Source organism: Agrobacterium genomosp. 13 str. CFBP 6927 (genome assembly GCA_900012615.1).
Classification (GTDB): domain Bacteria; phylum Pseudomonadota; class Alphaproteobacteria; order Rhizobiales; family Rhizobiaceae; genus Agrobacterium.
Genome location: LT009757.1, coordinates 1987584 through 2008614 on the forward strand (window position 1 = coordinate 1987584; position 21031 = coordinate 2008614).

Genomic DNA, 21031 nt, shown 5'->3' on the forward strand with positions numbered 1-21031 from the left:
CTGGTTGTTATTCAGGCGCTCTTCGCGATGAAGTGGCCCGGATTGATTTCCTCATGGGCGAGAATGGCCGGCTCATCACCGACACGGCGCACGGGATTGGGAATTTCGCCCTCGATCATGGCGGTGTGGCGCTCAATGGTCGGATCGGCAACCGGCACGGCCGAAAGCAGGCGGCGGGTATAATCATGCGTCGGCGTTTCGAAGACCTGTCGGCGGCTGCCCATTTCCATGATCTGGCCGAGATAAAGCACGGCGACGCGGTGGCTCATCTTTTCCACCACCGCCATGTCATGGCTGATGAAGAGATAGGCGAGGCCGCGCTCGGCCTGCAGGTCCATGAACAGATTGATGATCTGCGCCTGAATGGAGACATCGAGCGCCGACAGTGCCTCGTCCGCGATGATGAGTTTCGGATCGGAGGCGAGCGCACGGGCAATGCAGACGCGCTGGCGCTGGCCGCCCGAAAACTCGTGCGGATACCGCGCGGCATGTTCGGAGCTGAGGCCCACACGCTCCAGCAATTCATCCACGCGCCGCTTTACGGCCTTCTGATCATTGATCAAACCGTGGGTGTTGATCGGCTCGGCAATCGAAAAACCGACCGTCTTGCGCGGATCGAGCGAGGCGAAGGGATCCTGAAAGATATATTGCACTTCCTGGCGCATGCGGAAGCGCTCCGCCGCCGACATCTGCGAATAGCTGCGGCCATTGAAGGCGATTTCGCCTGATACGGCGGTTTGCAGTTGCTGGATGGTACGGCCGATGGTGGATTTGCCGGAGCCGGATTCGCCCACCAGCGCCAGCGTTTCGCCAGCGTGAATATCGAAGCTCACCTTCTGCACGGCGTTGCAACGGTGCGTCGCCTTGCCGAACAGGTTCTTGCGGATATCGAAGCGGACGAACAGGTCCTTGACCGACAGCAGCGGCTTGGCGTCGTATTTCGCGGTGTTTTGCACGCGTTCCTCGCCGATCACGACCGGCTGGCCGTCCTGCAATACGGTGAGCGGCAGGCGTTTGGGAAACTCTTCGCCTTCCATGCTGCCGAGGCGCGGAACGGCGGAAAGCAGGGCGCGCGTATAGGGGTGCTGCGGATTGGCGAAGATATCCTTGACCGGACCTTCCTCCACCTTCTTGCCCTTCCACATGACGACCACGTCATCGGCCATTTCCGCCACCACGCCCATATCATGGGTGATGAAGACCATGCCCATGCCGAGTTTCTTCTGCAGGTCGCGCATGATATTGAGGATCTGCGCCTGAATGGTGACATCCAGCGCCGTCGTCGGTTCGTCGGCGATCAAAAGCTTTGGCCGACAGGCGAGCGCCATGGCGATCATCACGCGCTGGCGCATGCCGCCGGAAAGCTGGTGCGGATACCGTTTCAGAAGCTCGGCCGCGTCGGGCAGCCGCACCATTTCGAGCAGTTTCTGCGCTTCCGCAATTGCCGCCTGCTTGCCTGTCTTCTCGTGCAGCACCAGCACTTCGCATATCTGGTCGCCGATGGTGAAGACGGGGTTGAGCGATGTCATCGGCTCCTGGAAGATCATGGCGATCTCCTTGCCGCGGATCGCGCGCATCTCCTTCTGCGAGGCTTTCAGCAGGTCCCTGCCTTCGAACAGTATGCGGCCGGCGGGGTACTTGGCGCCCATCATGTCAGCAAGACGCATCGTGGAAAGCGAGGTGACGGATTTTCCCGACCCGGATTCACCGACGATCGCCACCGTCCTGCCTGCCTCCACGGCAAAGGAAATATCGTCCACGACGCGGCTGTCGCCGAACTCAACGCTCAGGTTTTCAACCGAGAGGAGGGCGTTGCGGTTTGCGGCAGTCATATCAGCGTCTCCGGCTTGGCATGCGCGGAATTTCCGGCGATGCCATCTGAAATTGGGAAGTGCGAAGGGCGGGGGATAAGGGGGCGGTCTGCGGCGTTGCGCCAGAGAACGGGAATGTCGCAGAGAGGCGCATGACGTCTTACGCCGTCTTGAGGGCGCAATGCGCATCGGTTGCTGTCGGCGGATGCAGATATCGCGATCCTGTGCAGGCTTTTAAAGCAACCCCGTCGGTGCCGGCAAAATGCCTGGCATCGGTTTCGGAATCGATGATGCGCATGAAACTGTATTCCCCACCCTTGTTTTACAAAAAAGCTAACAAAACCGGACAATCATGTCCATAGTGTTGAACAATTTTTGTGTAATGCTCTACAAATACGCAGCTGCATTTATTTTGGGCGTGGGTGCCGGAGATCGATAACGGCTCCGATATATTCGACGCCATCCTCGGGCTTGACCCGAGGATGGCGGAGGAAGGATAAGCGGGCAAATTTTGCCGCGATGTCGAAATGGGAGGCGATTGTATCGCTCCCCGTGTTACAGGGTGAATAAAGAATACCCAAAAAGGATACCGAATATGACGAATAGGACAGGTGCGGTCAGGCTATCCGGCTTCCTGCGTTGTGCATCAATGGAGGATGTCGAACTGGTCGTGCGTCATCTGCCTGAGCATATCCGCCTGACGAGAGCGGAGCCGGGCTGTCTTTCCTTCGAGGTATCTCAGACCGACGATCCGCTGATCTGGCGGGTGGAAGAGCTTTTTATCGATCGCGACGCCTTTGATTTTCACCAGCAGCGGACACGCGCGTCTCAGTGGTTCGTTGCGACCTCCGCCATTCCACGGGACTATGAGATAACGACAGTGGCGTGAATGAGGGCCAGCCGTGGAGGCATGCCTGCGGCTGCTGCCCGATTGGATTTCGGCGATGCCGATGAGCAGGCATCCATGCCTATTCCCGCGGCATGCCGACCGGAGGCGCAAGGCGCCTTTGCGCGGCGATGCGGAAGGGCGCATTCATGGCGCCATAACCGCCATAGGCCCCGCGCCTCTCGATGATTTCGAAGAAGAAACCCTCGCCAAAGGTGCGGCTGTATATCTGGAAATATTCGCCGTTGTCGTCGCGGTCGTAGAGGATGCTTGCCGCCCGCAGCGCATCGGAAAATTCCGGCTCCAGCCCGAAGCGCGCCTCCAGGTCGTCGTAATAATTGCGTGAGATCGGCAGTGCCTGAAACCCTCGTGCCCGCAACGCTCCTGCGGTGGCGAAGATATCGCTGGTAGCAAAGGCGATATGCTGGATGCTGGTGCCAAAACCTTCGGCCAAAAATTTGCCGGCGAAAGTCTTGCGATTGTCCGCGCCGTTCATGGTCAGGCGGAAATGCGGTGAAGGCACGCTTTCAATCGCCTGGCTGCGCACCAGCCCGCCGGGATCGACCACATCGACCATCGGCGTGCGGCGGGAAAAAAACAGCGACGTGTAAAACAGAAGCCATGTCAGCATTTCATCGTAATGCGTTGTTTGCGCAAGATGATCGATACGGGTGAGATGGGCGTCGCCTTTCCCGGTCTGACCTTCTGCCGGCACAAATTCATTGTCCCAGATGGAAGCCAGTTCCGGAGAACCATCGAGGAAATAGATGACGCCATTGCCCACGCCCTGAATGGCGGGGACGGCGACCTCGCCCGATCGGCGCGGCTCGGCAAAGGTCGGTGCACCGAGCGCTTCCGCACGTGCAAGCGCTGCCTGCGCGTCCGCGACCTTGAGGCCGAAAGCATAGGCATTGGTGCCGTGGATGGAATAGGACGCGCCGGCGAAACTGTCACCGGTGCCCCCGGTATTGATGACGATACGGATATCGCCCTGCGTATGGAGATCAACGTCACGGTTGCGATGCCTTGCGGTTTTTTCAAAGCCGAGCGTGGCGAGTAGCGCTTCCAGATTTGCCTTTTCTTCGGGTGCAGTGGTGAATTCGACGAATTCCACGCCTTGCGTCTCGACCCGTTCGGGCATGGCGGGCACATCGATGCGGATATCCGGCTCGAGGCGGCGCACCTGATCCATGAGGTTGACGAGCGAACGGTGGCCATCTTCGGCAAGCAGGCGGGCCGAGCCGCCGCGGAACTGGTCGTTGAAGATTTCGAGCGACAGCGGGCCGTTATAACCGGTTGCAGCCACGGCGCGCATGAAATCCACGACAGGCAGATCGCCTTCGCCCGGCATGTTGCGGAAATGGCGGCTCCAGTAGAGCAGGTCCATGTCGATCAGCGGCGCATCGGCCAGCTGCACGATGAAGATCTTGTCGCCGGGAATGGAGCGGATCGAATTCGGATCGATCTTGCGAGACAGGGTGTGGAAACTGTCGAGAATGATGCCGACATTGGCGTGGTCGGCGCGGCGCACCACTTCCCAGGCATCGCGGTGATCGCTGATATGGCGGCCCCAGGCCAGCGCCTCGTAACCGACGCGCACGCCATGTTTTGCGGCCAGTTCCCCCAGTTGCTGGAAATCGGCAGCGGCGCGGTCGATGCCGCCGAGCGAGACCGGCGAGACATTGGAGCAGATCAGCATCAGATCGGTGCCGAGTTCGCCCATGATGTCAAATTTCCGCTCGGCACGCTCGAAGGCGCGGGCGCGGTGCGGTTCCGGCATGCCTTCAAAATCGCGGAATGGCTGGAACAGGGTAATGTCCAGCCCGTGATCGGCCACCAACGCCTTTACCTCGCGCGGGGAGGCGTCATAGGTCAGGAAATCGTTTTCGAAAATTTCCACGCCGGTAAAACCGGCCTTGGCAATGGCGGCCAGTTTTTCGGGAAATTCGCCGCTGATCGATACTGTTGCAATGGATGTGCGCATTGGCATGCTGTGTCTGCCTGTGTCATAGCTCGCCATATTGCCTTCCTTTTCAGCCTTATGTACTGATTGGTTAATAATCAGGGCGTGGCGACAGGCCAGCCGCCCCACCGATGGAATGGATCATGACCAAAAGCGCGACTTCGAACGGAACCCGAGACAGCCGGCAGGCGAAGCGCGATCCGGAAGGGGTTCGCCGCGACATTCTTTCGGTGGCCATGGAAGAGTTTTCGCAGAACGGCCTTTCCGGCGCCCGTATCGATGAAATCGCTGCCCGCACGCGCACGTCCAAGCGCATGATCTATTATTATTTCAGCGACAAGGAGAGCCTTTACCAGCGCGTGCTTGAGGAAGCCTATGCCAAGGTGCGCGGCGGCGAGAGCGATCTGGAGCTCGACGACCTTGAGCCGGCTGCGGCGCTCGACAAGCTCTGTCGGTTCACCTTTGACCACCACCGTCGCAATCCGGCCTTCATCCGCATGGTGATGATCGAAAACATCCATCACGGCCGGCATATGCAATCGTCGGAGACGATCCGCCAGCTCAACAGGCCGGCCATCGACGCGCTGGAAAGCGTGCTGTTGCGCGGGCAGAAGCGCGGCATCTTCCGTAACGGCATCGATGCGCTGGAGCTGCACTGGCAGATCAGCGCGCTGTCTTTTTTCAACGTCTCGAACGTCGCGACCTTCTCGTTCATCTTCGGTGATAATCTGTTCACCGATGAGGGGCAGGACACACTGTCGCGGCATGTCAGCGACATGGTACTGCGTTATGTGCTGACGCCCGGCCATATCACGACGATCGGGAAAGACGGTTGATCAGGTGGCGTAAAGCCACCTCATAACCTTCGACGCCGAGACCGGCGATCACGCCTTCGGCGCGGGTCGAGACATAGGAATGGTGGCGGAAAACCTCGCGTTTGTGGATGTTGGAAATGTGAACCTCGATGACGGGCGCTTCGAAGGCGTTCAGCGCATCGAGGATCGCCACTGATGTGTGGGTAAAAGCGCCGGGATTGATGGCTATGCCTGATGATTTGCCCCGCGCTTCGTGAATCCAGTCGATCAACTCATATTCGCGGTTGCTCTGGGCAAAGAACAGTTCGTGGCCGGCGGCTTCGGTTATCCCACGGCAATTGGCTTCGATATCGGCCAGGGTCTCATAGCCATAGATTTCCGGTTGGCGCTGGCCGAGCAGGTTGAGGTTCGGGCCATTGAGGATGGTGAAAAGGCTCATGCCACACCCTCCGCCATGCAAAGTTCGGTGAAATGCGCCGTCATGCGCTGCGCATCCGGTTCGCGACCGCAGAAGAGGCGGAATGCGCCAACGGCCTGAAACACGGTCATGCCGCCGCCGGGCAGGGTGCGACAGCCCTTTTTTGCCGCCGTCGCCAGAAGTTCGGTGACGAGCGGCATATAGACGATATCGGCTACCCAGTGCCGCTGTTCGATGAGATCGGCTGAAACCGGCATGCCGGGATGGGCGGGCATGCCCATCGGGGTGGCGTGGATGAGACCGTCGGCGAAGGGCAGAGAGGCGGACGGGTCCTCAACGGCAAAGGCGCGACCTGCGCCAAAACGGGCATTGAGCTCGAGAGCCAGTCGCTTGGCCCTTTCGAACTCGCGGTCGAATATGTCGAGGCGAGCGATATCGAGCTTCAGCGCGGCATGCGCCACCGCAACACCCGCCCCACCCGCGCCGACGAGCAGCGCGCGATCCCGCTTCGCATCCGGCAAGCCACGCACGAAGCTTTCGTAAAAACCGTACCAGTCGGTATTATGGCCGATGCGGTGACCGTCCTCGAAGACGACAGTGTTGACCGCGCCCAGCATGCGGGCATCCTCCGACAATTCATGCAGGTGCGGAATAACCGCCTGCTTGAATGGGTGGGTGATGTTGGTGCCGGCAAAACCGCGCGCTTCCAGCTCGTCGAGCAGGGCGGGAAGGGCGCTTGCGGAGAGCTTGCGGGCAGTGACATCCACCAGCTCATAGGAATAATCGAGGCCATGGGCAGCCCCTTCGCGCATATGCAGCGCGGGCGATTTGGAAAGCTGGATATCGGCGCCAATCAGGCCGACCTTGAAGGCGGTTTTATCTGTCATGATCCGGTGTCGTTCGTCGGTTCGGGGCGGGCTCCGCCTGCCTTCGGGTTGCTGGCGGGGTACTAAACCCCTCCTTCGTCATCCTCGTCCTCGGGTTAAACCCGAGGATTGATCATCCGCTGAAACTCATGGATCCTCGGGGTCGAGCCCGAGGATGACGTCGTGTATGTTGAGAGGTCGCCACATCTCCGAGGGCGGACAGGCGAGCCTCAATGGTGGGCGAGAATTTCGCCGAGGAAGGTGCGGGTGCGCTGGTGCTTGGGATCGCTGAAGAATTCTTCCGGCGGACCTTCCTCGATGATCTCGCCTTCCGACATGAAGACGACGCGATCGGCCACCTCCCGGGCGAAGCCCATTTCATGGGTCACGCAGATCATCGTCATGCCATCGCGGGCAAGGCCGATCATGGTGTCGAGCACCTCCTTCACCATTTCCGGGTCGAGCGCCGAAGTTGGCTCGTCAAACAGCATGGCTTTCGGCTCCATGCACAGTGCCCGGGCAATCGCCGCGCGCTGCTGCTGGCCGCCGGAAAGCTGGGCCGGGTATTTGTCGGCCTGATTGAGAATGCGCACGCGCTCGAGATATTTGCGCGCCGTCGCCTCCGCATCGGCTTTGGACAAGCCCTTCACCCGCATTGGCGCCAGCGTGCAGTTTTCCATGATTGTCTTGTGCGGGAAGAGATTAAAGCTCTGGAACACCATACCCACCTCGCGGCGAACCGCATCGATGGCGCGGCTCGAATCCGAAAGCGTGGTCCCTTCGACCGTGATCTTGCCCTCCTGGATTTCCTCCAGATGGTTGATGCAGCGGATCAGGGTGGATTTTCCCGAACCGGACGGGCCGCAAAGGACAATTTTTTCACCCTTGCGAACCGTCATGTCGATATTCTTTAGCGCGTGGAAGGCTCCATACCACTTTCCAACCCCTTGAAGGGCGATAAGCGGAACCTCGACAGTGGCGGATTGCGGCATGGAAACCTCCTGCTTACTTCACGGTGAAGGGGATGTCGGGCAGGCTGTCCGGGAAGGCCGGAACGTCGCGCTTCATCCACTTGTCGTAGATCTTGGCCAGCTGGCCGTCGGACTTGATCTTGTCGAGGAAGGCGTTGACGGTCTCGTTCCAGTCCTTTTCACCCGGACGGGTGCCGGCGCCGTTATAAAGCGTCGTCAGATCGAATTTCGGTTCGTATTTGCCTTCGGCAGCCTTGTTCAGGCGATCGCCATAAAACTGGTTGCCGCCGACAACCTCGACCTGGCCGGAGATGAGCGCCTGAATATTGGCGGCGTCATCATCAAAGCGCAGGATGTTGGCCTTCGAGCCAGCGCCTGCGGTGATCGAGGTGTCCATCGCGCTCGACTTCGGCACGCCGACGGCAATGCCGGTCAGATCGTCATAGCCGGCGATTTTCTTGTCTTTCGGGCCGTAGACGGAAAGAACATTGCCGGCATAAGGCTTGGAATATTGAATGGTCTTGGCGCGCTCGGCGGTCATGCCCATGGTCGCGAACAGCAGGTCGACCTTGCCGGTCAGAAGGGCGGGAATACGGTTGGCCACGGCGAGCGGCACGAATTCGACCTTGACGCCGAGATAGTCGGCAAAGGCCTTGCCGATATCGGCATCGAGACCATCCTGCACGCCGCTGGAGTTGACGAAGCCCCATGGCGAATTGTCACCCTGAATGCCGATGACGACCTTGCCCTTGGCCTTGGCCTCTTCCACCGTGCCGGCGAAAGCATCGACCGGCGCGACAAAGGGCAGGGCGACGGTTGCTGCGGCAAGCGCGAGCAGGGTGCGACGTGAGAATTTCATAGTTCTGGTTTTCATCTTTTGCTCCTCCTTACAAAGCTGATGAGATGGTCGTGACATCTAGCGGGATGCGGCCTGCAGCCGCTTTTCGACGCCGGCGCCCCACAGGGAAAGCGGCCAGCAGATCAGGAAATAGATGATGCCGACGATGGCGAAGACGGTGAGCGGGCGGAACGTCTGGTTGGAGACGATCTGGCCGGCGCGCGACAGTTCGACAAAGCCGACGATGGCCGCAAGCGAGGTGCCCTTGATGAGCTGCACCAGAAAACCGATGGTGGCGGGCAGCGAGATCTTGAGGGCCTGCGGCAGGATCACATCCTTCATGCGGGAGACATAATGCAGGCCGAGCGCATTGGCGGCTTCCGTCTGGCCCTTCGGCACGGCCTGGATGCCGCCCCGCCAGATTTCACCGAGAAAGGCGCTGGCATGCAGCGTGAAGGCGATGGCGACGGCAATCCAGGCGTCGACATTGAGGCCAGCCAGCGCCACGCCGTAATAAACCACGAAAAGCTGCATCAGGAGCGGGGTGCCCTGAAACACGGCGATGTAACCGGTGCTGGCGCGCTGGATCGCCGGGCTTTCGGCAACGCGGGCAAGCGCCACGCAAAGCCCGAAGACGCCGCCGCCGATGAAGCCGATCACGGTCAGCGCAAGCGTCCATTTCAGGCCTTGCAGCAGGAAGAAGAATTCGTTGGGACCGATGGATTCCATTGTCTTTTCCTCACTTGACCGGATAGCTGAACGACGCGCGGGAGATGAGCGAGAAAATGCCCATCATCAGCGAGGAAATGACCAGATAAAGCAGCGTGATCGAGAAATAGACCTCGAAGGACCGGAAGGTGTCGGCCTCGATCTTCTGGGCCACGGACGTCAGTTCGTAAGCGGCGATCGAGGTACAGACCGAGGTGGTCAGCGTCAGCATGATGAACTGGCTGGTGAGCGACGGATAGACCGCGCGCAGCGCCGGCTTCAGAATGATATGGCGGAATATCTGTGACCGGTGCAGGCCGAGCGCGAGGCCCGCCTCCACCTGGCCCTTGGGAATGGAATCCACACCGCCACGAATGATTTCAATGGCATAGGCGCCGCCGTTCAGGGCGAGCGCAATAATGGCGGTGACGGTGGGGTTAAGCTTGATGCCGATCTGCGGCAGGGCGAAGAAGATGAAGAATATCTGCACCAGAAACGGTGTGTTGCGGATCGTCTCGACAAAACCGATGACCAGACCGCGCAGCAGCTTGAACCGCGAACGGCGGGCGACGACGCCCAGAACCCCGATGACGGTGGCGAGCGACATGCCGGCTATAGCAAGGCCGATCGTTGCCAGACAGGCCAAAAGCAGCTCGGGCAGGCGGTCTATGACCGCCGAAAAATCGAGACTGTAAGACATTCTTCCTCCCAACCCCTTCGGGTCCGAACAGGCGTTTCGCCTTGCTCGCATCGCTCTGGAAACCTTGTGGCTCCAAAGCCCTCCATTTGTTTTGTCCCGCTTCGGAAGCTCTTTTTCCTCTTCGCGCTGCAGGCCTTAACGTGAATGTTTGTACCAGTTAGTTCATTTTTGTGTCAAGCGCTTCACTCGGTTAAAAACAGCCTTAAAGCGGTTTTTTCTGTATTTTCTTCTTTTAAGAAAGTTGTTTTATATCAATGGCTAAAGCGAAAAATCGCAAGCGGTTTCGACGCGCGGTGGCGTTGCCTCGGCTTCACCATGAGCATGCCCGAGGGTCGTTCTTTTTTGAAAACCATCCGGCCCTTCGGCTAGTTTTCGTCAGCCCCCAGCCTGTCTATCTGTGCTGCGAGCCTTTCGGCGACCAGCAGCGAAGTTCCGGTTGCCGTCACCATTTGCGGCAGCGTCAGCCATTCCAGCATCCAGCCCGCGCCGGATCGTTCCTGTTCGTGGACGAGGGACTGGTGAAGTGCTGAAATCTGAACGGCGTTGAAGCGGGCAAGCGTTACCAGCGTTTCCGCATTGACCGGGTTCTGCTTGTGCGGCATGGCCGATGAACCGCCGCCGCCGGAGAGGCGGATTTCGCTGCCGAGTTCGGCCATCAGCGCAATATCCTGTCCGAACTTGCCGAGCGTTCCGGTGACGAGCGACAGCAGATTAGCAAATTCGGCGAGACCGTCTCTCTGATTGTGCCATTGCGGCCTGTCGGCAAGGCAGAGCCGTTTCGCGAGATCGGCGCGGACCACGCCGGCATTGTCGCCGAGCTTTTCCAGTGTGCCGGCCGCGCCGCCAAATTGCAGGACAAAGCCGTTTTGCGCGAAGGTCTCTAGCCGCAGCAGATGGCGTTCCAGCGGTGCGATCCAGCCGGCCGCCCGGTCGGCAACGGTGATACCGATGGCGGCCTGCATGCGTGTGTAACCTGTCAGCGGCTTGTGGCCGTCGCGCGAAGCGAGGTCCCCCAGCGTGTCGATGAAGTGACCGAGGCGGGTGGCGATGATTTCCGCCGCCATCTTCAGCCGCAGCATCAGGCTGGTGTCGATGACATCCTGGCTGGTCGCGCCGAAATGTACCTTGTCCGCCGCCTGACCGGCGACCGCCGCCCGCATCTGCCGGATGAGTTCCGGAACCACGACGCCATCCTTTGCGACGCCATGGCGAAGCGCGGTCATATCGGCGGCAAATTCTGAAAGCCCCGAAACGATGGCTTCCGCCACATCATCCGCAAAGATAGCGGCCTCCGCTTCCGCCTGCGCCAGTGCCGTCTCGAAACGGACCATGGCGTCGATATCCGCTCTCGCCGAAAACAGCTCGACGATCTCGCTGTCGCCGAAAAGGCCGGACAGAAACGGATGTTCGAAGGGAGAAAGGCTCATTTCAGGTTTCGCTTTCGCTCAGATATCGAAAAACACCGTTTCGCCTTCGCCCTGGAGGCGGATATCGAAACGATAGATGTTTCCCTCTTCCTTCGTGGCAATAAGCGTGGCGATGCGGCTTTTCTGTTCCACGCGGGCAAGAACCGGATCGGCCGCATTGGCCTCCTGTTCTTCCGGAAAATACATGCGGGTCTGCAGGCCGATATTGATGCCGCGCGCCACGATCCAGAAGGTAATGTGCGGCGCCATCGGCCGGCCATCCCGGAACGGCACCGTGCCCGGCTTGATCGTTTCAAAAATGAATTCGCCGGTGTCCATGTCGCCCGGCGAACGGCCCCAGCCGATGAAATTCGGATCGGCCTTGCCGCGGATCTCGCTCGGGCTGTTGTAATAACCGTCCGTATCCGCCTGCCAGATCTCGATCAGGGCATCCTTCAGCGGCATTCCTGCGCCGTCGTACACCGTGCCGCGCACGCTGATACGCTCACCGCGGGCCTTGTCGTTATAGAGTGCACCAGAGCCGAGATCCTTTTCGAACACGCCCTCGATGCCGACGAAATTGGGCGTGCAGCCGATATGAACATAGGGGCCTGCCGTCTGCGAGGCGGTCTCTTTGAAGTAGTTGAGCGGCTGAACCATGATCAGTTGCCCTCCATGCGGTTTTCGAACAGGGTCGAGCGGCGGCCACGCAGAACGATGTCGAACTTATAGGCCAGCATGTCCATGGGCAGCGTCGCATTCATGTCCAGCGGCGCGATCAGTCTTCTGATCGCATCCTCATCCGGTATGGTTTTGACGATAGGACATTTCCAGATCAGCGGATCGCCCTCAAAATACATCTGGGTGATCAGCCGCTGGGCAAACCCGTGGCCGAAGACCGAGAAATGGATATGGGCCGGGCGCCAGTCATTGACGCCGTTCGGCCAGGGGTAAGCGCCGGGCTGGATGGTCTTGAACCAGTAATAGCCGTTCTCATCGGTGATCGTGCGGCCGACGCCGCCGAAATTCGGATCGATGGCGGCAAGATAGCTTTCTTTTTTGTGGCGGTAGCGCCCGCCGGCATTGGCCTGCCAGAATTCCACCAGCGCGCCATCCACACCGCGGCCGCGCTCATCCAGCACCCGGCCATGCACAAGAAGGCGCGGGCCGACGGGCATTTCGCCGGGGCGGGCATAGTTGAGGATGAGGTCGTTATCCAGCGGGTTCAGCATGCCGTGTCCGAAGACCGGGCCGGTGATCTCGCTTTTGGTGCCTTCGAGCGAAATCAGCGCGCGCTGGGGCGAGCGCAGGATCGAGGTCTTGTAACCGGGCGAATAGGGCAGCGGATGGATATTGCGGTCGCGTGCGAAGAACGGTCCTGTTTCGGGTGGCTGGTTGCTCATTTCGTCTCCTCCCCATCGCCAGAATTATCGGGGGAACTATCGGCTTTCATGCTGGCCAGGGCAAGCTTGGCGATCTTGAAAGCGTGGTTGGCGGCGGGCACGCCGGCATAGATCGCCACATGCAGCAGCGCCTCGCGAATATCCGCCTCGGTCGCGCCGGTATTGACGGTGGCGCGCACATGCATGGCAAGTTCCTCATCCTGCCCGAGTGCGGCGAGCAGAGCGATGGTGACCATCGAACGCTCGCGCTTCGTCCAGTGGTTGCCAGACCAGACCGATCCCCACGCCGCTTCGGTGATGAGCTGCTGAAAAGGCTGATCGAACCCGGTCGTCACCGTCTGCGCGCGGTCCACATGGGCATCGCCGAGCACAGCGCGGCGGGTTTTCATGCCCTGCTCGAATCTGTCGTTCTTGTCGATATTTTCCGCCATCTGTCAGTGCTCCGGCAAGGTCTTCAGAAAAATTGAGGCCGCCTGTGTGTAGGCGAGCGGCTGTTCAAGGCAGGGGATGTGGCCACAGCTGCCGATGGTGACGAAGCGGCCGGCGGGAATGAGACCCGCCAGCGACCGAACCAGCGCGGGCGTGGTCGAACCGTCCTGATCGCCCGCCACACACAGTGTCGGAACCGCGATACGGCCCGCCTCTTTTGTGAAATCCGCATCGCGAATCGCGGCGCAGGTGCCGCTGTAACCGGCTTCCGGCTGTTGCGACAGCATGTTGCGCGCGCCCGCATAGGCCGCATTGTCCGGCTGACGGAAGGCGGGTGTGAACCAGCGCTCCATGACAGGATCGACCAGCGAGGCAAGGCCGTCAGCGGCGATCTTGTCGATGCGGGCATTCCACATCTCGGCGGTGCCGATTTTGTGGGCGGTGTTGCTGAGTATCAGGGCGCGGACGAGATCGGGACGGCGCGCATAAAGCCCCTGGGCGATCAGGCCGCCGACCGACAATCCCCAGATGATCGCGCTTTTGACGCCGAGATGATCGAGAAGTGCGATCAGATCATCGGCATGATCCTCAACCGAATAGGCGGAGGTGCCGACGTCGGAAAGTCCGTGGCCGCGTTTGTCGTGCAGGACAAAAGCATAATCATCGCCGAGTGCTTCGATCACCGCATCCCAGATGCGGAAGTCTGTGCCCAGCGAGTTTATAAAGGCGATGACCGGCTTGCCGCTTTCCAATCCGTGCGCACGGTAATGGATCGCGTTCTCGCCACAGCGCAGAAAATGCATGATGTGCTCCTCCTGCCGCGGATATTGCAAGCGCGTTCCGGTTAAGTAAAATGACATTATCGATGAAAATCATAACCCATGGATTATATGAGCGATGGTCGATCAACGCATCAAGTTCCGGCATCTTCAGACCTTCGTGGAGGTGGCGCGGCAGAAAAGTGTCATCCGCGCCGCCGAAATCCTGCATGTCAGCCAGCCGGCGGTGACGAAAACCATCCGCGAACTGGAGGAAATACTCGGTGTCTCGCTGTTTGATCGCGAGGGACGCGGCATCCGCATCAGCCGTTATGGCGAAGTGTTCCTCCGCCATGCGGGCGCGACGATGACGGCGCTGCGGCAGGCGGTTGATTCGGTCTCGCAGGAGGCCGCGCGCGCCGGCCCTCCCGTCCGGGTTGGCGCATTGCCGACTGTTTCAGTCCGGATCATGCCGAAGGCGATGGCGGGGTTTCTCGCAGAAAAAACCGGCAGCCCGGTCAAGATCGTCACCGGTGAAAACGCGGTGCTGCTGGAACAGTTGCGGGTCGGCGATCTGGACCTCGTTGTCGGGCGTCTGGCCGCGCCGCAGAAAATGACGGGCTTCTCCTTCGAGCATCTCTATTCAGAAAAAGTGCGGTTCGTGGTGCGTGCCGGCCATCCGCTGCTGTCTAACGGCGTTTCGGTTTTCGACCGGCTTCACGAGTTTCCCGTGCTGATGCCGACACGGCAATCGGTGATCGGCCCCATCGTCGAACAGTTCCTGATCGCCAATGGCGTGCCGGCGCTACCGATCCGTATTGAGACCGTGTCGGATGCCTTCGGCCGGGCGTATCTGCGCACCAGCGATGCCGTCTGGATCATTTCGGAAGGCGTGATCGCCGCTGACGTGGCAGACGGCATTCTGGCAATTCTGCCGGTTGATACCGGCGATACCAGCGGGCCGGTGGGGCTGACGGTCAGGGCCGATACCCAGCCGTCATTGCCGCTGTCGCTGTTGATGCAGGCCATTCGCGAAACCGCGAGTGAGTTGCTGGAACCGAAATCGGAAGCGACCTCCTGAGAAGCAAGCGGATGACGAAGTCCGAGCAATCCCTCTCCGTCATTCCGGCCTTGAGCCGGAATCCAGCCACGGCGCGTCTGCGCCGTGAAAAGAGTCTTCCGCGATCAAGGACTTGATCGCGCTGGACCCCGGATCAGGTCCGGGGTAACGGAGACGGAAATGCTACAGATTAACAAGCTGCCCTGTCTTATGCGGCTCTGTCGGCCTGGACCTCCTAATAAGGAAGCCCGACATAATTCTCCGCAAGTGCCGTGGAGGCGGCGCGGGAGTGGACGAGGTAATCCAGTTCCGCTTCCTGGATGCGCTGGCCAAAGTCGCCGGTATCGGGAAAACGATGCATCATCGTCGTCATCCACCAGGAAAAACGCACGGCCTTCCAGACGCGGGAGAGCGCCTTCTGCGAATAAAAATCGATGCCCGCCTCTGACCGGTCGCGGTAGAACTCGATCAGCGCTCCGCTCAGATAATGCACGTCGCTGGCGGCTAGGTTCAGGCCCTTGGCGCCCGTCGGCGGCACGATATGGGCGGCATCGCCGGCCAGAAACAGCCGTCCGAACCGCATCGGTTCGCAGACAAAGGACCGGAGCGGAGCGATGGATTTTTCGAAGGATTGGCCCGTCACCATGGCGTCGGCATGGTTTTCCGGCAGGCGACGGCGGATTTCATCCCAGAAGCGTTCGTCGCTCCAGTCCTCCGGCCGGTCTTCCAGCGAACATTGAATGTAATAGCGGCTGCGGGTGTGCGAGCGCATGGAACAGAGTGCGAAACCACGCGGGTGGTTGGCATAGATGAGTTCATGGTTGACGGGCGGCACATCGGCCAGAATGCCGAGCCAGCCGAAAGGGTAGACCTTCTCGAATTCCTTGATCGCGCCCTGAGGTACCGATTTGCGGCTGACGCCGTGGAAACCGTCGCAACCCGCGATAAAATCGCAATCGATCCGGTGGGTTACGCCGTCTTTCTCATAGGTGACATAGGGGCTCGGGCCATCGAAATCATGCGGCTCGACATTCGATGCCTCATAGATCGTCAAAAGCCCCGCCTTTTCGCGCGCATCCATCAAGTCGTGCGTTACCTCGGTCTGGCCGTAAACCATCACCTGGCTGCCGCCGGTAAGATCGAAGAGGTCGATACGGTGGTCGCGCCCGTCGAAGGTCAGCGAAAAACCCTCATGCGGCAGGCCCTCTTTGCGTAGGCGTTTGTCAGCGCCAACCTTTTCCAGAAGATTGACCGTGCCTTCTTCCAGCACGCCGGCGCGCACGCGGCCGAGGATATAGTCCTTGCCGGCGCGGTCGAGAATGACGGTGTCGATGCCTTCTTTGGCAAGCAGCTGGCCGAGAAGCAGGCCTGAGGGGCCGGAGCCGATGATGACGACTTTTGTGCGCATTGTTTCCTCCCGGAATTGTCTCCTGTCAGGAAATTGACCAAGCCTGCTCACAAGCTCAATGGACTTTCTGATCCGTAAATTGCACAATTCGACCACGATGCTGGGAGGCAGGTTCATATGCGGGTTGTGGCCAGTGAAGGGCTATATGGCGAAGAAGCGTTACAAGGCACTGATTTTCGCTTTCATTGCGAGACGCTTTTTTCGAGAAGCAGCCTGCATCGCTTCGAAATCGGTCTTCATCGTCATTTGGCGTTTCTGCAAATCTTGTACATTTGGGGCGGCGAGGGCGATGCGCTGCTGGACGGTCGCATCGAGGCCATCCGCCCGCCAGTGGCGATTGTCGTGCCGCCGGGCTTCGAACACGGCTTTCGGTTTTCGCGTGATATTGGCGGGGTGATCGTCACGGTGCTGCCCGGTGCCCTTCCCGCATCCGTGCAGGCGCTGCTGCTCAGGAATTTCCAGCAGCCGGTCCTGTTGCCATTGCAGGGCTTCACGGATGGCGATCGGCTGCGCAGCGGCTTCGAACATATTTCCGGGGAATATGAGGCTCGCGAAATCGGCCGCGACGCCATGATCGAAGGTCAGCTGGCCTCCGTCGTCACGCTTCTGGCGCGGGCGATGCGGCCCCTGATGGAAAGCTCTGGTGAAGGGCTTGCGGAGCGGCGCTTTGAATTATTGCTGTCGCTGATCGCCAGGCATATTCGCGAGCCGCGCAAGGCGGAGTTTTATGCGCAGAAGCTCGGCCTTTCCGAGACGCATCTCAACCGCCTCGTCCGCTCCGTTTGTGGCCTCAGCCTGCAACGGCTCGTCGCCAGGCGCCAGATCGAGATAGCGCAGCAGGAGCTTATCTTCACGGTCTCCACCGTGCAGATGATCGCCGAAGGGCTCGGTTTCGCCGATCCCGCTTATTTCAATCGCTTTTTCAAGCGGGAAACCGGCATGACGCCACGCGCCTGGCGGCTCGCGGAGCAGCGGAAAATGGGGGATTCCGGCATGCGGCAGATGCTGCCTCAGACGAGCATTCTTCCCAGCTCCCGCTGAACGGCGAGAAGTGCTGGCAGATAACGTTCCACCAGATCGTCCATCGAGGCGACGGAGGCGGCAAGCCCGACATTGAGCGCTGCGACCGTCTGCCCGCGCACGGTTTTCAGCGGCACGGCGATGGAACGGAGGCCAACCTCCACCTCCTGATCGATCAGGGCATAACCACGATTGCCGGTCGCCTCGATTTCGGCAAGCAGCGCATCCATGGCGATGATCGTCTTTTCCGTGCGTGCCACCAGCTTTGAGCTTTCAAGAATTTCCCGTTGCCGCTCCGGTGTTTGAACCGAGAGAAGAACACGACCCATCGATGTGCAATAGGCGGGCAGGCGCGATCCCGGCATAAGGGCGATGGACATGACGCGCTGCTGGGCGGCGCGCGCCACATAGACGATTTCAGTCTCATCCAGAATGGAGACGGAGGTGCTTTGGCCGATCTCTTCCGACAGACGATCCAGAAGCGGCTGGACGATGCGCGGCAGCGGCATGGTGGCGAGGCAGCCGGTGCCGAGCCGCAGCACCTTTGGCGTGACGGTGAAGAACTTGCCGTCATAGGCGGCGTAACCCAGCTCTGAAAGCGTCAGCAGGCAACGCCGCGTGGTGGCGCGGTCAAGGCCTGCAATATCAGCCGCATCGGAAATGGAGAGGCGCGGACGCTCGGCGCTGAAGGCTTCGATCACCTTCAATCCCTTGGCGAGACCGCCCATCATGTCTCTTTCATTGACGGCCATGTCGCGGCTCCATTTGTGCGATATGCGAACAAAAATCATATAGCGCACAAAATCCTTGCCGTCGAGCCGGTTTCGGATTTACCTCTGGGGCCACGCAGCCTTGGCGGTTCCATCCGCTCGGCTGGATGGAGGTTTGACATGGACAAGACAATCAACAGTGCGGCCGAGGCAATTTCAGGCATCGGCGACGGCGCGACTGTCATGATCGGCGGTTTTGGCGGCTCCGGCGCGCCCATCGAGCTGATCCACGCGCTGATCGACAAGGGACCGAAGAACCTGACGGTCATCAACAACAATGCGGGTAACGGCCGCATCGGCATTGCCGCCATGATCGATGCCGGCATGGTCAGAAAGATGATCTGCTCCTTCCCACGCTCGTCAGACCCCCGCGCTTTTACCAACAGGTATCTGGCCGGTGAAATCGAGCTGGAACTGGTGCCGCAGGGCACGCTTGCCGAGCGCATCCGCGCCGGCGGCGCCGGCATTCCTGCGTTTTACACCCCGACCGCCTTCGGCACCGAGCTTGCCAATGGCAAGCCCATCGCCGAGTTCGACGGCCGCTCTTACGTGCAGGAACGCTGGCTGAAGGCGGATTTCGCCATCGTCAAGGCCGAGCTTGGCGATACCTATGGCAACCTCACCTACAACAAGGCGGGCCGCAATTTTAACCCGCTGATGTGCATGGCCGCGAAGACCACCATCGCCCAGGTCTCGAAGATCGTCGAAGCCGGCGAGATCGACCCGGAGCACGTCGTCACGCCAGGCATTTTCGTCAACGGCGTCGTGGAAATCCCCGATCCGCAACAGGAAGAAGTCCTCATTCGCGCGGGAGTAGCCTACGCATGACCCAGACAATCGACACCCGCGAAGACATCAAACTTTCCAACGCACAGATCGCATGGCGCGCCGCGCAGGACATCGAGGATGGCGCTTACGTCAATCTCGGCATCGGCTTTCCCGAAATGGTGGCGCGTTACCAGCCGCCCGGCCGTCAGGCGATTTTTCATACCGAAAACGGCATCCTGAATTTCGGTGAGGCGCCGCCCGAAGGCGAGGAGGACTGGAACCTCATCAATGCCGGCAAGAAGGCGGTGACGCTGAAGCCGGGCGCCTCCTTCTTCCACCATGCAGACAGCTTCGCCATGGTGCGCGGTGGGCATCTGGATGTGGCTATCCTCGGCGCCTATCAGGTGGCGCAAAACGGCGATCTCGCCAATTGGCGCGTCGGCTCCAAGGGCGTGCCGGCCGTCGGTGGCGCCATGGATCTGGTGCATGGCGCCAAGCAGGTTTTCGTCATCACCGAACATGTGACCAAGAATGGCGAACCGAAGCTGGTGGAGAAATGCGCCTTTCCGCTGACCGGCGTCGGCTGCATCACCCGCATCTATACCAGCCATGCGGTGATCGACGTGGTGGATGGCCGCTTCGTGCTGCGCGAAAAACTGGCTGACATGAGCTTCGATGAATTGCAGGCCATGACCGGCGCGCCTTTGGCGGTCGATGGCGAGGTCGCCGATCTTGTCGCCCCGGAACTATGAGGAAAAACCGATGACTGATGCATTCATCTGCGATTATATTCGCACGCCCATCGGCCGCTTTGGCGGCGCGCTTTCCTCCGTGCGGGCCGACGACCTCGGCGCGGTGCCGCTGAAGGCGCTTGTCGAGCGCAACCCCTCCGTCGATTGGGAAGCCGTCGAGGATGTGGTCTTCGGCTGCGCCAATCAGGCGGGTGAGGATAACCGCAACGTGGCGCGCATGTCTCTGCTGCTGGCCGGCCTGCCGCTCTCGGTAACCGGAACCACCATCAACCGGCTGTGCGGTTCGGGCATGGATGCCGTCATTGCCGCTGCCCGCGCCATCAAGTCCGGTGAGGCCGAACTGATGATCGCCGGCGGCGTCGAAAGCATGAGCCGTGCGCCTTTCGTTCTGCCGAAGGCGGAAAGCGCCTTTTCGCGCAATGCCGAAATCTACGACACCACCATCGGCTGGCGCTTCGTCAACCCGCTGATGAAGGCGCAATATGGCGTCGATTCCATGCCGGAGACCGGCGATAACGTCGCCGTTGACTATCAGGTCTCCCGAGAGGATCAGGACGCCTTTGCCGTTCGCAGCCAGAATAAGGCGGCTGAAGCGCAGGCCAATGGTCGCCTCGATAAGGAAATTGTCCCGGTAACGATCCCGCAGCGCAAGGGCGATCCGCTGCTGGTGTCGAAAGACGAACATCCGCGCGCCACCAGCCTTGAAGCTCTTGCCAAACTGAAGCCGGTGAACAAACGCGACGGCGCAACTGTGACGGCGGGCAATGCATCCGGTGTTAACGATGGTGCGGCCGCGCTCATCATCGCTTCGGCCGAGGCCGCGAAGAAATACGGCCTGACGCCGATTGCCCGTATTCTCGGCGGCGCAACTGCCGGCGTTCCGCCACGTGTCATGGGCATCGGGCCGGCGCCGGCTTCGGCGCGGCTGCTGGCACGGCTGGGGCTGAAGCAGGAACAGCTCGACGTGATCGAACTGAATGAGGCTTTCGCAAGCCAGGGTCTTGCAACGCTCCGCCAGCTTGGCATTGCCGATGACGATGCGCGGGTGAATGCGAACGGCGGCGCCATCGCGCTCGGCCATCCGCTTGGCATGTCCGGTGCACGCATAGCCGGCACGGCGGCGATGGAGCTTTCGCTGGCGGGCAAGCGTTATGCGCTCTCGACCATGTGCATCGGCGTGGGGCAGGGCATCGCCGTGGCGCTCGAACGGGTCTGACGGTCGGGCGGCATTCGGCCATCGTGATGGTCCGGATGCCGGTGCCGCCATGTCACAGGTGCCCC

23 protein-coding genes are annotated in these 21031 nt (G+C 60.3%); 7 read left to right on the forward strand and 16 right to left on the reverse strand.

All coding sequences use genetic code 11. From position 1 onward, the window contains the following. Window positions 1-11 precede the first annotated feature (11 nt). Both AGR13A_RS23315 and AGR13A_RS25050 read right to left on the reverse strand, forming a co-directional pair. Window positions 12-1832 (reverse strand): ABC transporter ATP-binding protein, encoded by a 1821-nt coding sequence (locus AGR13A_RS23315; protein WP_080839852.1) that lies wholly within the window; start codon window positions 1830-1832, stop codon window positions 12-14. Between the two features lie 139 nt (window positions 1833-1971). Beyond that, window positions 1972-2109 (reverse strand): hypothetical protein, encoded by a 138-nt coding sequence (locus AGR13A_RS25050; RefSeq protein ID WP_167377622.1) that lies wholly within the window; start codon window positions 2107-2109, stop codon window positions 1972-1974. A 297-nt stretch (window positions 2110-2406) separates the two neighbouring features. Between AGR13A_RS25050 and AGR13A_RS23320 the strand changes: the two genes are divergently transcribed. Beyond that, the gene (locus AGR13A_RS23320) at window positions 2407-2700 is read left to right on the forward strand and encodes a putative quinol monooxygenase (RefSeq protein WP_080839854.1); all 294 of its coding nucleotides are present in this window, start codon (window positions 2407-2409) and stop codon (window positions 2698-2700) included. A 79-nt stretch (window positions 2701-2779) separates the two neighbouring features. On the opposite strand, the gene AGR13A_RS23325 is transcribed toward AGR13A_RS23320, so the two are convergent. Continuing rightward, on the reverse strand, window positions 2780-4681 hold the full coding sequence (locus tag AGR13A_RS23325) for a bifunctional sugar phosphate isomerase/epimerase/4-hydroxyphenylpyruvate dioxygenase family protein (RefSeq protein WP_080840444.1): 1902 nt from the start codon (window positions 4679-4681) through the stop codon (window positions 2780-2782). Between the two features lie 122 nt (window positions 4682-4803). Between AGR13A_RS23325 and AGR13A_RS23330 the strand changes: the two genes are divergently transcribed. Beyond that, on the forward strand, window positions 4804-5496 hold the full coding sequence (locus AGR13A_RS23330) for a TetR/AcrR family transcriptional regulator (protein WP_080840446.1): 693 nt from the start codon (window positions 4804-4806) through the stop codon (window positions 5494-5496). On the opposite strand, the gene aroQ is transcribed toward AGR13A_RS23330, so the two are convergent. From aroQ to pcaD, 11 genes are all read right to left on the reverse strand, one after another. Then, a complete protein-coding gene (gene aroQ, locus AGR13A_RS23335) occupies window positions 5471-5914 on the reverse strand; it encodes a type II 3-dehydroquinate dehydratase (RefSeq protein ID WP_080839857.1) in 444 nt (147 codons plus the stop codon). The genes AGR13A_RS23330 and aroQ overlap by 26 nt on opposite strands. Next, window positions 5911-6780 carry a shikimate dehydrogenase gene (locus AGR13A_RS23340; protein WP_080839859.1) on the reverse strand — a complete coding sequence of 290 codons (870 nt, stop codon included), beginning with the start codon at window positions 6778-6780 and terminating at the stop codon, window positions 5911-5913. The genes aroQ and AGR13A_RS23340 overlap by 4 nt, the downstream gene beginning before the upstream one ends. Window positions 6781-6989: 209 nt before the next feature. Next, window positions 6990-7751 carry an amino acid ABC transporter ATP-binding protein gene (locus tag AGR13A_RS23345; protein ID WP_080839861.1) on the reverse strand — a complete coding sequence of 254 codons (762 nt, stop codon included), beginning with the start codon at window positions 7749-7751 and terminating at the stop codon, window positions 6990-6992. Window positions 7752-7764: 13 nt separating this feature from the next. Further along, window positions 7765-8604, reverse strand: coding sequence for a transporter substrate-binding domain-containing protein (locus AGR13A_RS23350; RefSeq protein WP_003499217.1), 840 nt, complete (start codon window positions 8602-8604; stop codon window positions 7765-7767). Window positions 8605-8646: 42 nt separating this feature from the next. After that, window positions 8647-9297 (reverse strand): amino acid ABC transporter permease, encoded by a 651-nt coding sequence (locus tag AGR13A_RS23355; RefSeq protein WP_003499219.1) that lies wholly within the window; start codon window positions 9295-9297, stop codon window positions 8647-8649. A gap of 10 nt (window positions 9298-9307) precedes the next feature. Beyond that, window positions 9308-9976: an amino acid ABC transporter permease gene (locus tag AGR13A_RS23360; RefSeq protein ID WP_003499222.1), complete on the reverse strand. Its 669-nt coding sequence runs from the start codon at window positions 9974-9976 to the stop codon at window positions 9308-9310. Between the two features lie 365 nt (window positions 9977-10341). Then, window positions 10342-11403 carry a 3-carboxy-cis,cis-muconate cycloisomerase gene (locus AGR13A_RS23365; RefSeq protein WP_080839866.1) on the reverse strand — a complete coding sequence of 354 codons (1062 nt, stop codon included), beginning with the start codon at window positions 11401-11403 and terminating at the stop codon, window positions 10342-10344. A gap of 18 nt (window positions 11404-11421) precedes the next feature. After that, window positions 11422-12042, reverse strand: a complete 621-nt coding sequence (gene pcaG / locus AGR13A_RS23370) for a protocatechuate 3,4-dioxygenase subunit alpha (RefSeq protein ID WP_080839869.1) — start codon at window positions 12040-12042, stop codon at window positions 11422-11424. A gap of 2 nt (window positions 12043-12044) precedes the next feature. After that, entirely contained in the window at window positions 12045-12785 is a 741-nt protein-coding gene (gene pcaH, locus AGR13A_RS23375) for a protocatechuate 3,4-dioxygenase subunit beta (protein WP_003499229.1), read from the reverse strand. Then, window positions 12782-13216 carry a 4-carboxymuconolactone decarboxylase gene (pcaC, locus tag AGR13A_RS23380; protein ID WP_035226167.1) on the reverse strand — a complete coding sequence of 145 codons (435 nt, stop codon included), beginning with the start codon at window positions 13214-13216 and terminating at the stop codon, window positions 12782-12784. The genes pcaH and pcaC overlap by 4 nt, the downstream gene beginning before the upstream one ends. A 3-nt stretch (window positions 13217-13219) precedes the next feature. Then, window positions 13220-14017, reverse strand: coding sequence for a 3-oxoadipate enol-lactonase (gene pcaD / locus AGR13A_RS23385; RefSeq protein ID WP_080839871.1), 798 nt, complete (start codon window positions 14015-14017; stop codon window positions 13220-13222). 94 nt (window positions 14018-14111) lie between these two features. On the opposite strand from pcaD, the gene pcaQ reads away from it, so the two are divergent. Beyond that, complete coding sequence (pcaQ, locus tag AGR13A_RS23390) at window positions 14112-15053, forward strand: pca operon transcription factor PcaQ (protein WP_080839873.1); 942 nt, start codon at window positions 14112-14114, stop codon at window positions 15051-15053. A 214-nt stretch (window positions 15054-15267) separates the two neighbouring features. Here the strand turns inward: pcaQ and pobA are convergent, their stop codons facing one another. Beyond that, window positions 15268-16440: a 4-hydroxybenzoate 3-monooxygenase gene (gene pobA / locus AGR13A_RS23395; protein WP_080839876.1), complete on the reverse strand. Its 1173-nt coding sequence runs from the start codon at window positions 16438-16440 to the stop codon at window positions 15268-15270. A gap of 117 nt (window positions 16441-16557) precedes the next feature. On the opposite strand from pobA, the gene AGR13A_RS23400 reads away from it, so the two are divergent. Next, window positions 16558-17481, forward strand: coding sequence for a helix-turn-helix domain-containing protein (locus AGR13A_RS23400; RefSeq protein WP_080839878.1), 924 nt, complete (start codon window positions 16558-16560; stop codon window positions 17479-17481). On the opposite strand, the gene AGR13A_RS23405 is transcribed toward AGR13A_RS23400, so the two are convergent. Further along, window positions 17451-18212, reverse strand: coding sequence for an IclR family transcriptional regulator (locus tag AGR13A_RS23405; RefSeq protein ID WP_080840448.1), 762 nt, complete (start codon window positions 18210-18212; stop codon window positions 17451-17453). The two genes, AGR13A_RS23400 and AGR13A_RS23405, sit on opposite strands and share 31 nt — an antisense overlap. A 138-nt stretch (window positions 18213-18350) precedes the next feature. Between AGR13A_RS23405 and AGR13A_RS23410 the strand changes: the two genes are divergently transcribed. From AGR13A_RS23410 to pcaF, 3 genes are read left to right on the forward strand one after another with little or no spacing between them, the layout of a single operon-like run. Next, a complete protein-coding gene (locus AGR13A_RS23410; protein WP_080839880.1) occupies window positions 18351-19058 on the forward strand; it encodes a 3-oxoacid CoA-transferase subunit A in 708 nt (235 codons plus the stop codon). Further along, entirely contained in the window at window positions 19055-19750 is a 696-nt protein-coding gene (locus AGR13A_RS23415) for a CoA transferase subunit B (RefSeq protein WP_080839881.1), read from the forward strand. Before AGR13A_RS23410 ends, AGR13A_RS23415 begins: the two co-directional genes overlap by 4 nt. 10 nt (window positions 19751-19760) lie before the next feature. Further along, on the forward strand, window positions 19761-20966 hold the full coding sequence (pcaF, locus tag AGR13A_RS23420; RefSeq protein WP_080839883.1) for a 3-oxoadipyl-CoA thiolase: 1206 nt from the start codon (window positions 19761-19763) through the stop codon (window positions 20964-20966). Window positions 20967-21031: the final 65 nt, after the last annotated feature.

Bases quoted from the DNA above. Each gene is read 5' to 3' on its own strand.
- AGR13A_RS23340 (WP_080839859.1), bottom strand. From the start codon at position 6,780: ATGACAGATAAAACCGCCTTCAAGGTCGGCCTGATTGGCGCCGATATC.
- pobA (WP_080839876.1), bottom strand. From the start codon at position 16,440: ATGCGCACAAAAGTCGTCATCATCGGCTCCGGCCCCTCAGGCCTGCTT.
- AGR13A_RS23320 (WP_080839854.1), top strand. From the start codon at position 2,407: ATGACGAATAGGACAGGTGCGGTCAGGCTATCCGGCTTCCTGCGTTGT.
- AGR13A_RS23345 (WP_080839861.1), bottom strand. From the start codon at position 7,751: ATGCCGCAATCCGCCACTGTCGAGGTTCCGCTTATCGCCCTTCAAGGG.
- AGR13A_RS23315 (WP_080839852.1), bottom strand. From the start codon at position 1,832: ATGACTGCCGCAAACCGCAACGCCCTCCTCTCGGTTGAAAACCTGAGC.
- pcaG (WP_080839869.1), bottom strand. From the start codon at position 12,042: ATGGTTCAGCCGCTCAACTACTTCAAAGAGACCGCCTCGCAGACGGCA.
- AGR13A_RS23330 (WP_080840446.1), top strand. From the start codon at position 4,804: ATGACCAAAAGCGCGACTTCGAACGGAACCCGAGACAGCCGGCAGGCG.
- AGR13A_RS23325 (WP_080840444.1), bottom strand. From the start codon at position 4,681: ATGCGCACATCCATTGCAACAGTATCGATCAGCGGCGAATTTCCCGAA.
- pcaD (WP_080839871.1), bottom strand. From the start codon at position 14,017: ATGCATTTTCTGCGCTGTGGCGAGAACGCGATCCATTACCGTGCGCAC.
- AGR13A_RS23365 (WP_080839866.1), bottom strand. From the start codon at position 11,403: ATGAGCCTTTCTCCCTTCGAACATCCGTTTCTGTCCGGCCTTTTCGGC.
- AGR13A_RS23355 (WP_003499219.1), bottom strand. From the start codon at position 9,297: ATGGAATCCATCGGTCCCAACGAATTCTTCTTCCTGCTGCAAGGCCTG.
- AGR13A_RS23410 (WP_080839880.1), top strand. From the start codon at position 18,351: ATGGACAAGACAATCAACAGTGCGGCCGAGGCAATTTCAGGCATCGGC.
- pcaH (WP_003499229.1), bottom strand. From the start codon at position 12,785: ATGAGCAACCAGCCACCCGAAACAGGACCGTTCTTCGCACGCGACCGC.
- AGR13A_RS23400 (WP_080839878.1), top strand. From the start codon at position 16,558: ATGCGGGTTGTGGCCAGTGAAGGGCTATATGGCGAAGAAGCGTTACAA.
- AGR13A_RS23350 (WP_003499217.1), bottom strand. From the start codon at position 8,604: ATGAAAACCAGAACTATGAAATTCTCACGTCGCACCCTGCTCGCGCTT.
- AGR13A_RS23405 (WP_080840448.1), bottom strand. From the start codon at position 18,212: ATGGCCGTCAATGAAAGAGACATGATGGGCGGTCTCGCCAAGGGATTG.
- aroQ (WP_080839857.1), bottom strand. From the start codon at position 5,914: ATGAGCCTTTTCACCATCCTCAATGGCCCGAACCTCAACCTGCTCGGC.
- AGR13A_RS23360 (WP_003499222.1), bottom strand. From the start codon at position 9,976: ATGTCTTACAGTCTCGATTTTTCGGCGGTCATAGACCGCCTGCCCGAG.
- pcaQ (WP_080839873.1), top strand. From the start codon at position 14,112: ATGGTCGATCAACGCATCAAGTTCCGGCATCTTCAGACCTTCGTGGAG.
- AGR13A_RS25050 (WP_167377622.1), bottom strand. From the start codon at position 2,109: ATGCGCATCATCGATTCCGAAACCGATGCCAGGCATTTTGCCGGCACC.
- pcaC (WP_035226167.1), bottom strand. From the start codon at position 13,216: ATGGCGGAAAATATCGACAAGAACGACAGATTCGAGCAGGGCATGAAA.
- AGR13A_RS23415 (WP_080839881.1), top strand. From the start codon at position 19,055: ATGACCCAGACAATCGACACCCGCGAAGACATCAAACTTTCCAACGCA.
- pcaF (WP_080839883.1), top strand. From the start codon at position 19,761: ATGACTGATGCATTCATCTGCGATTATATTCGCACGCCCATCGGCCGC.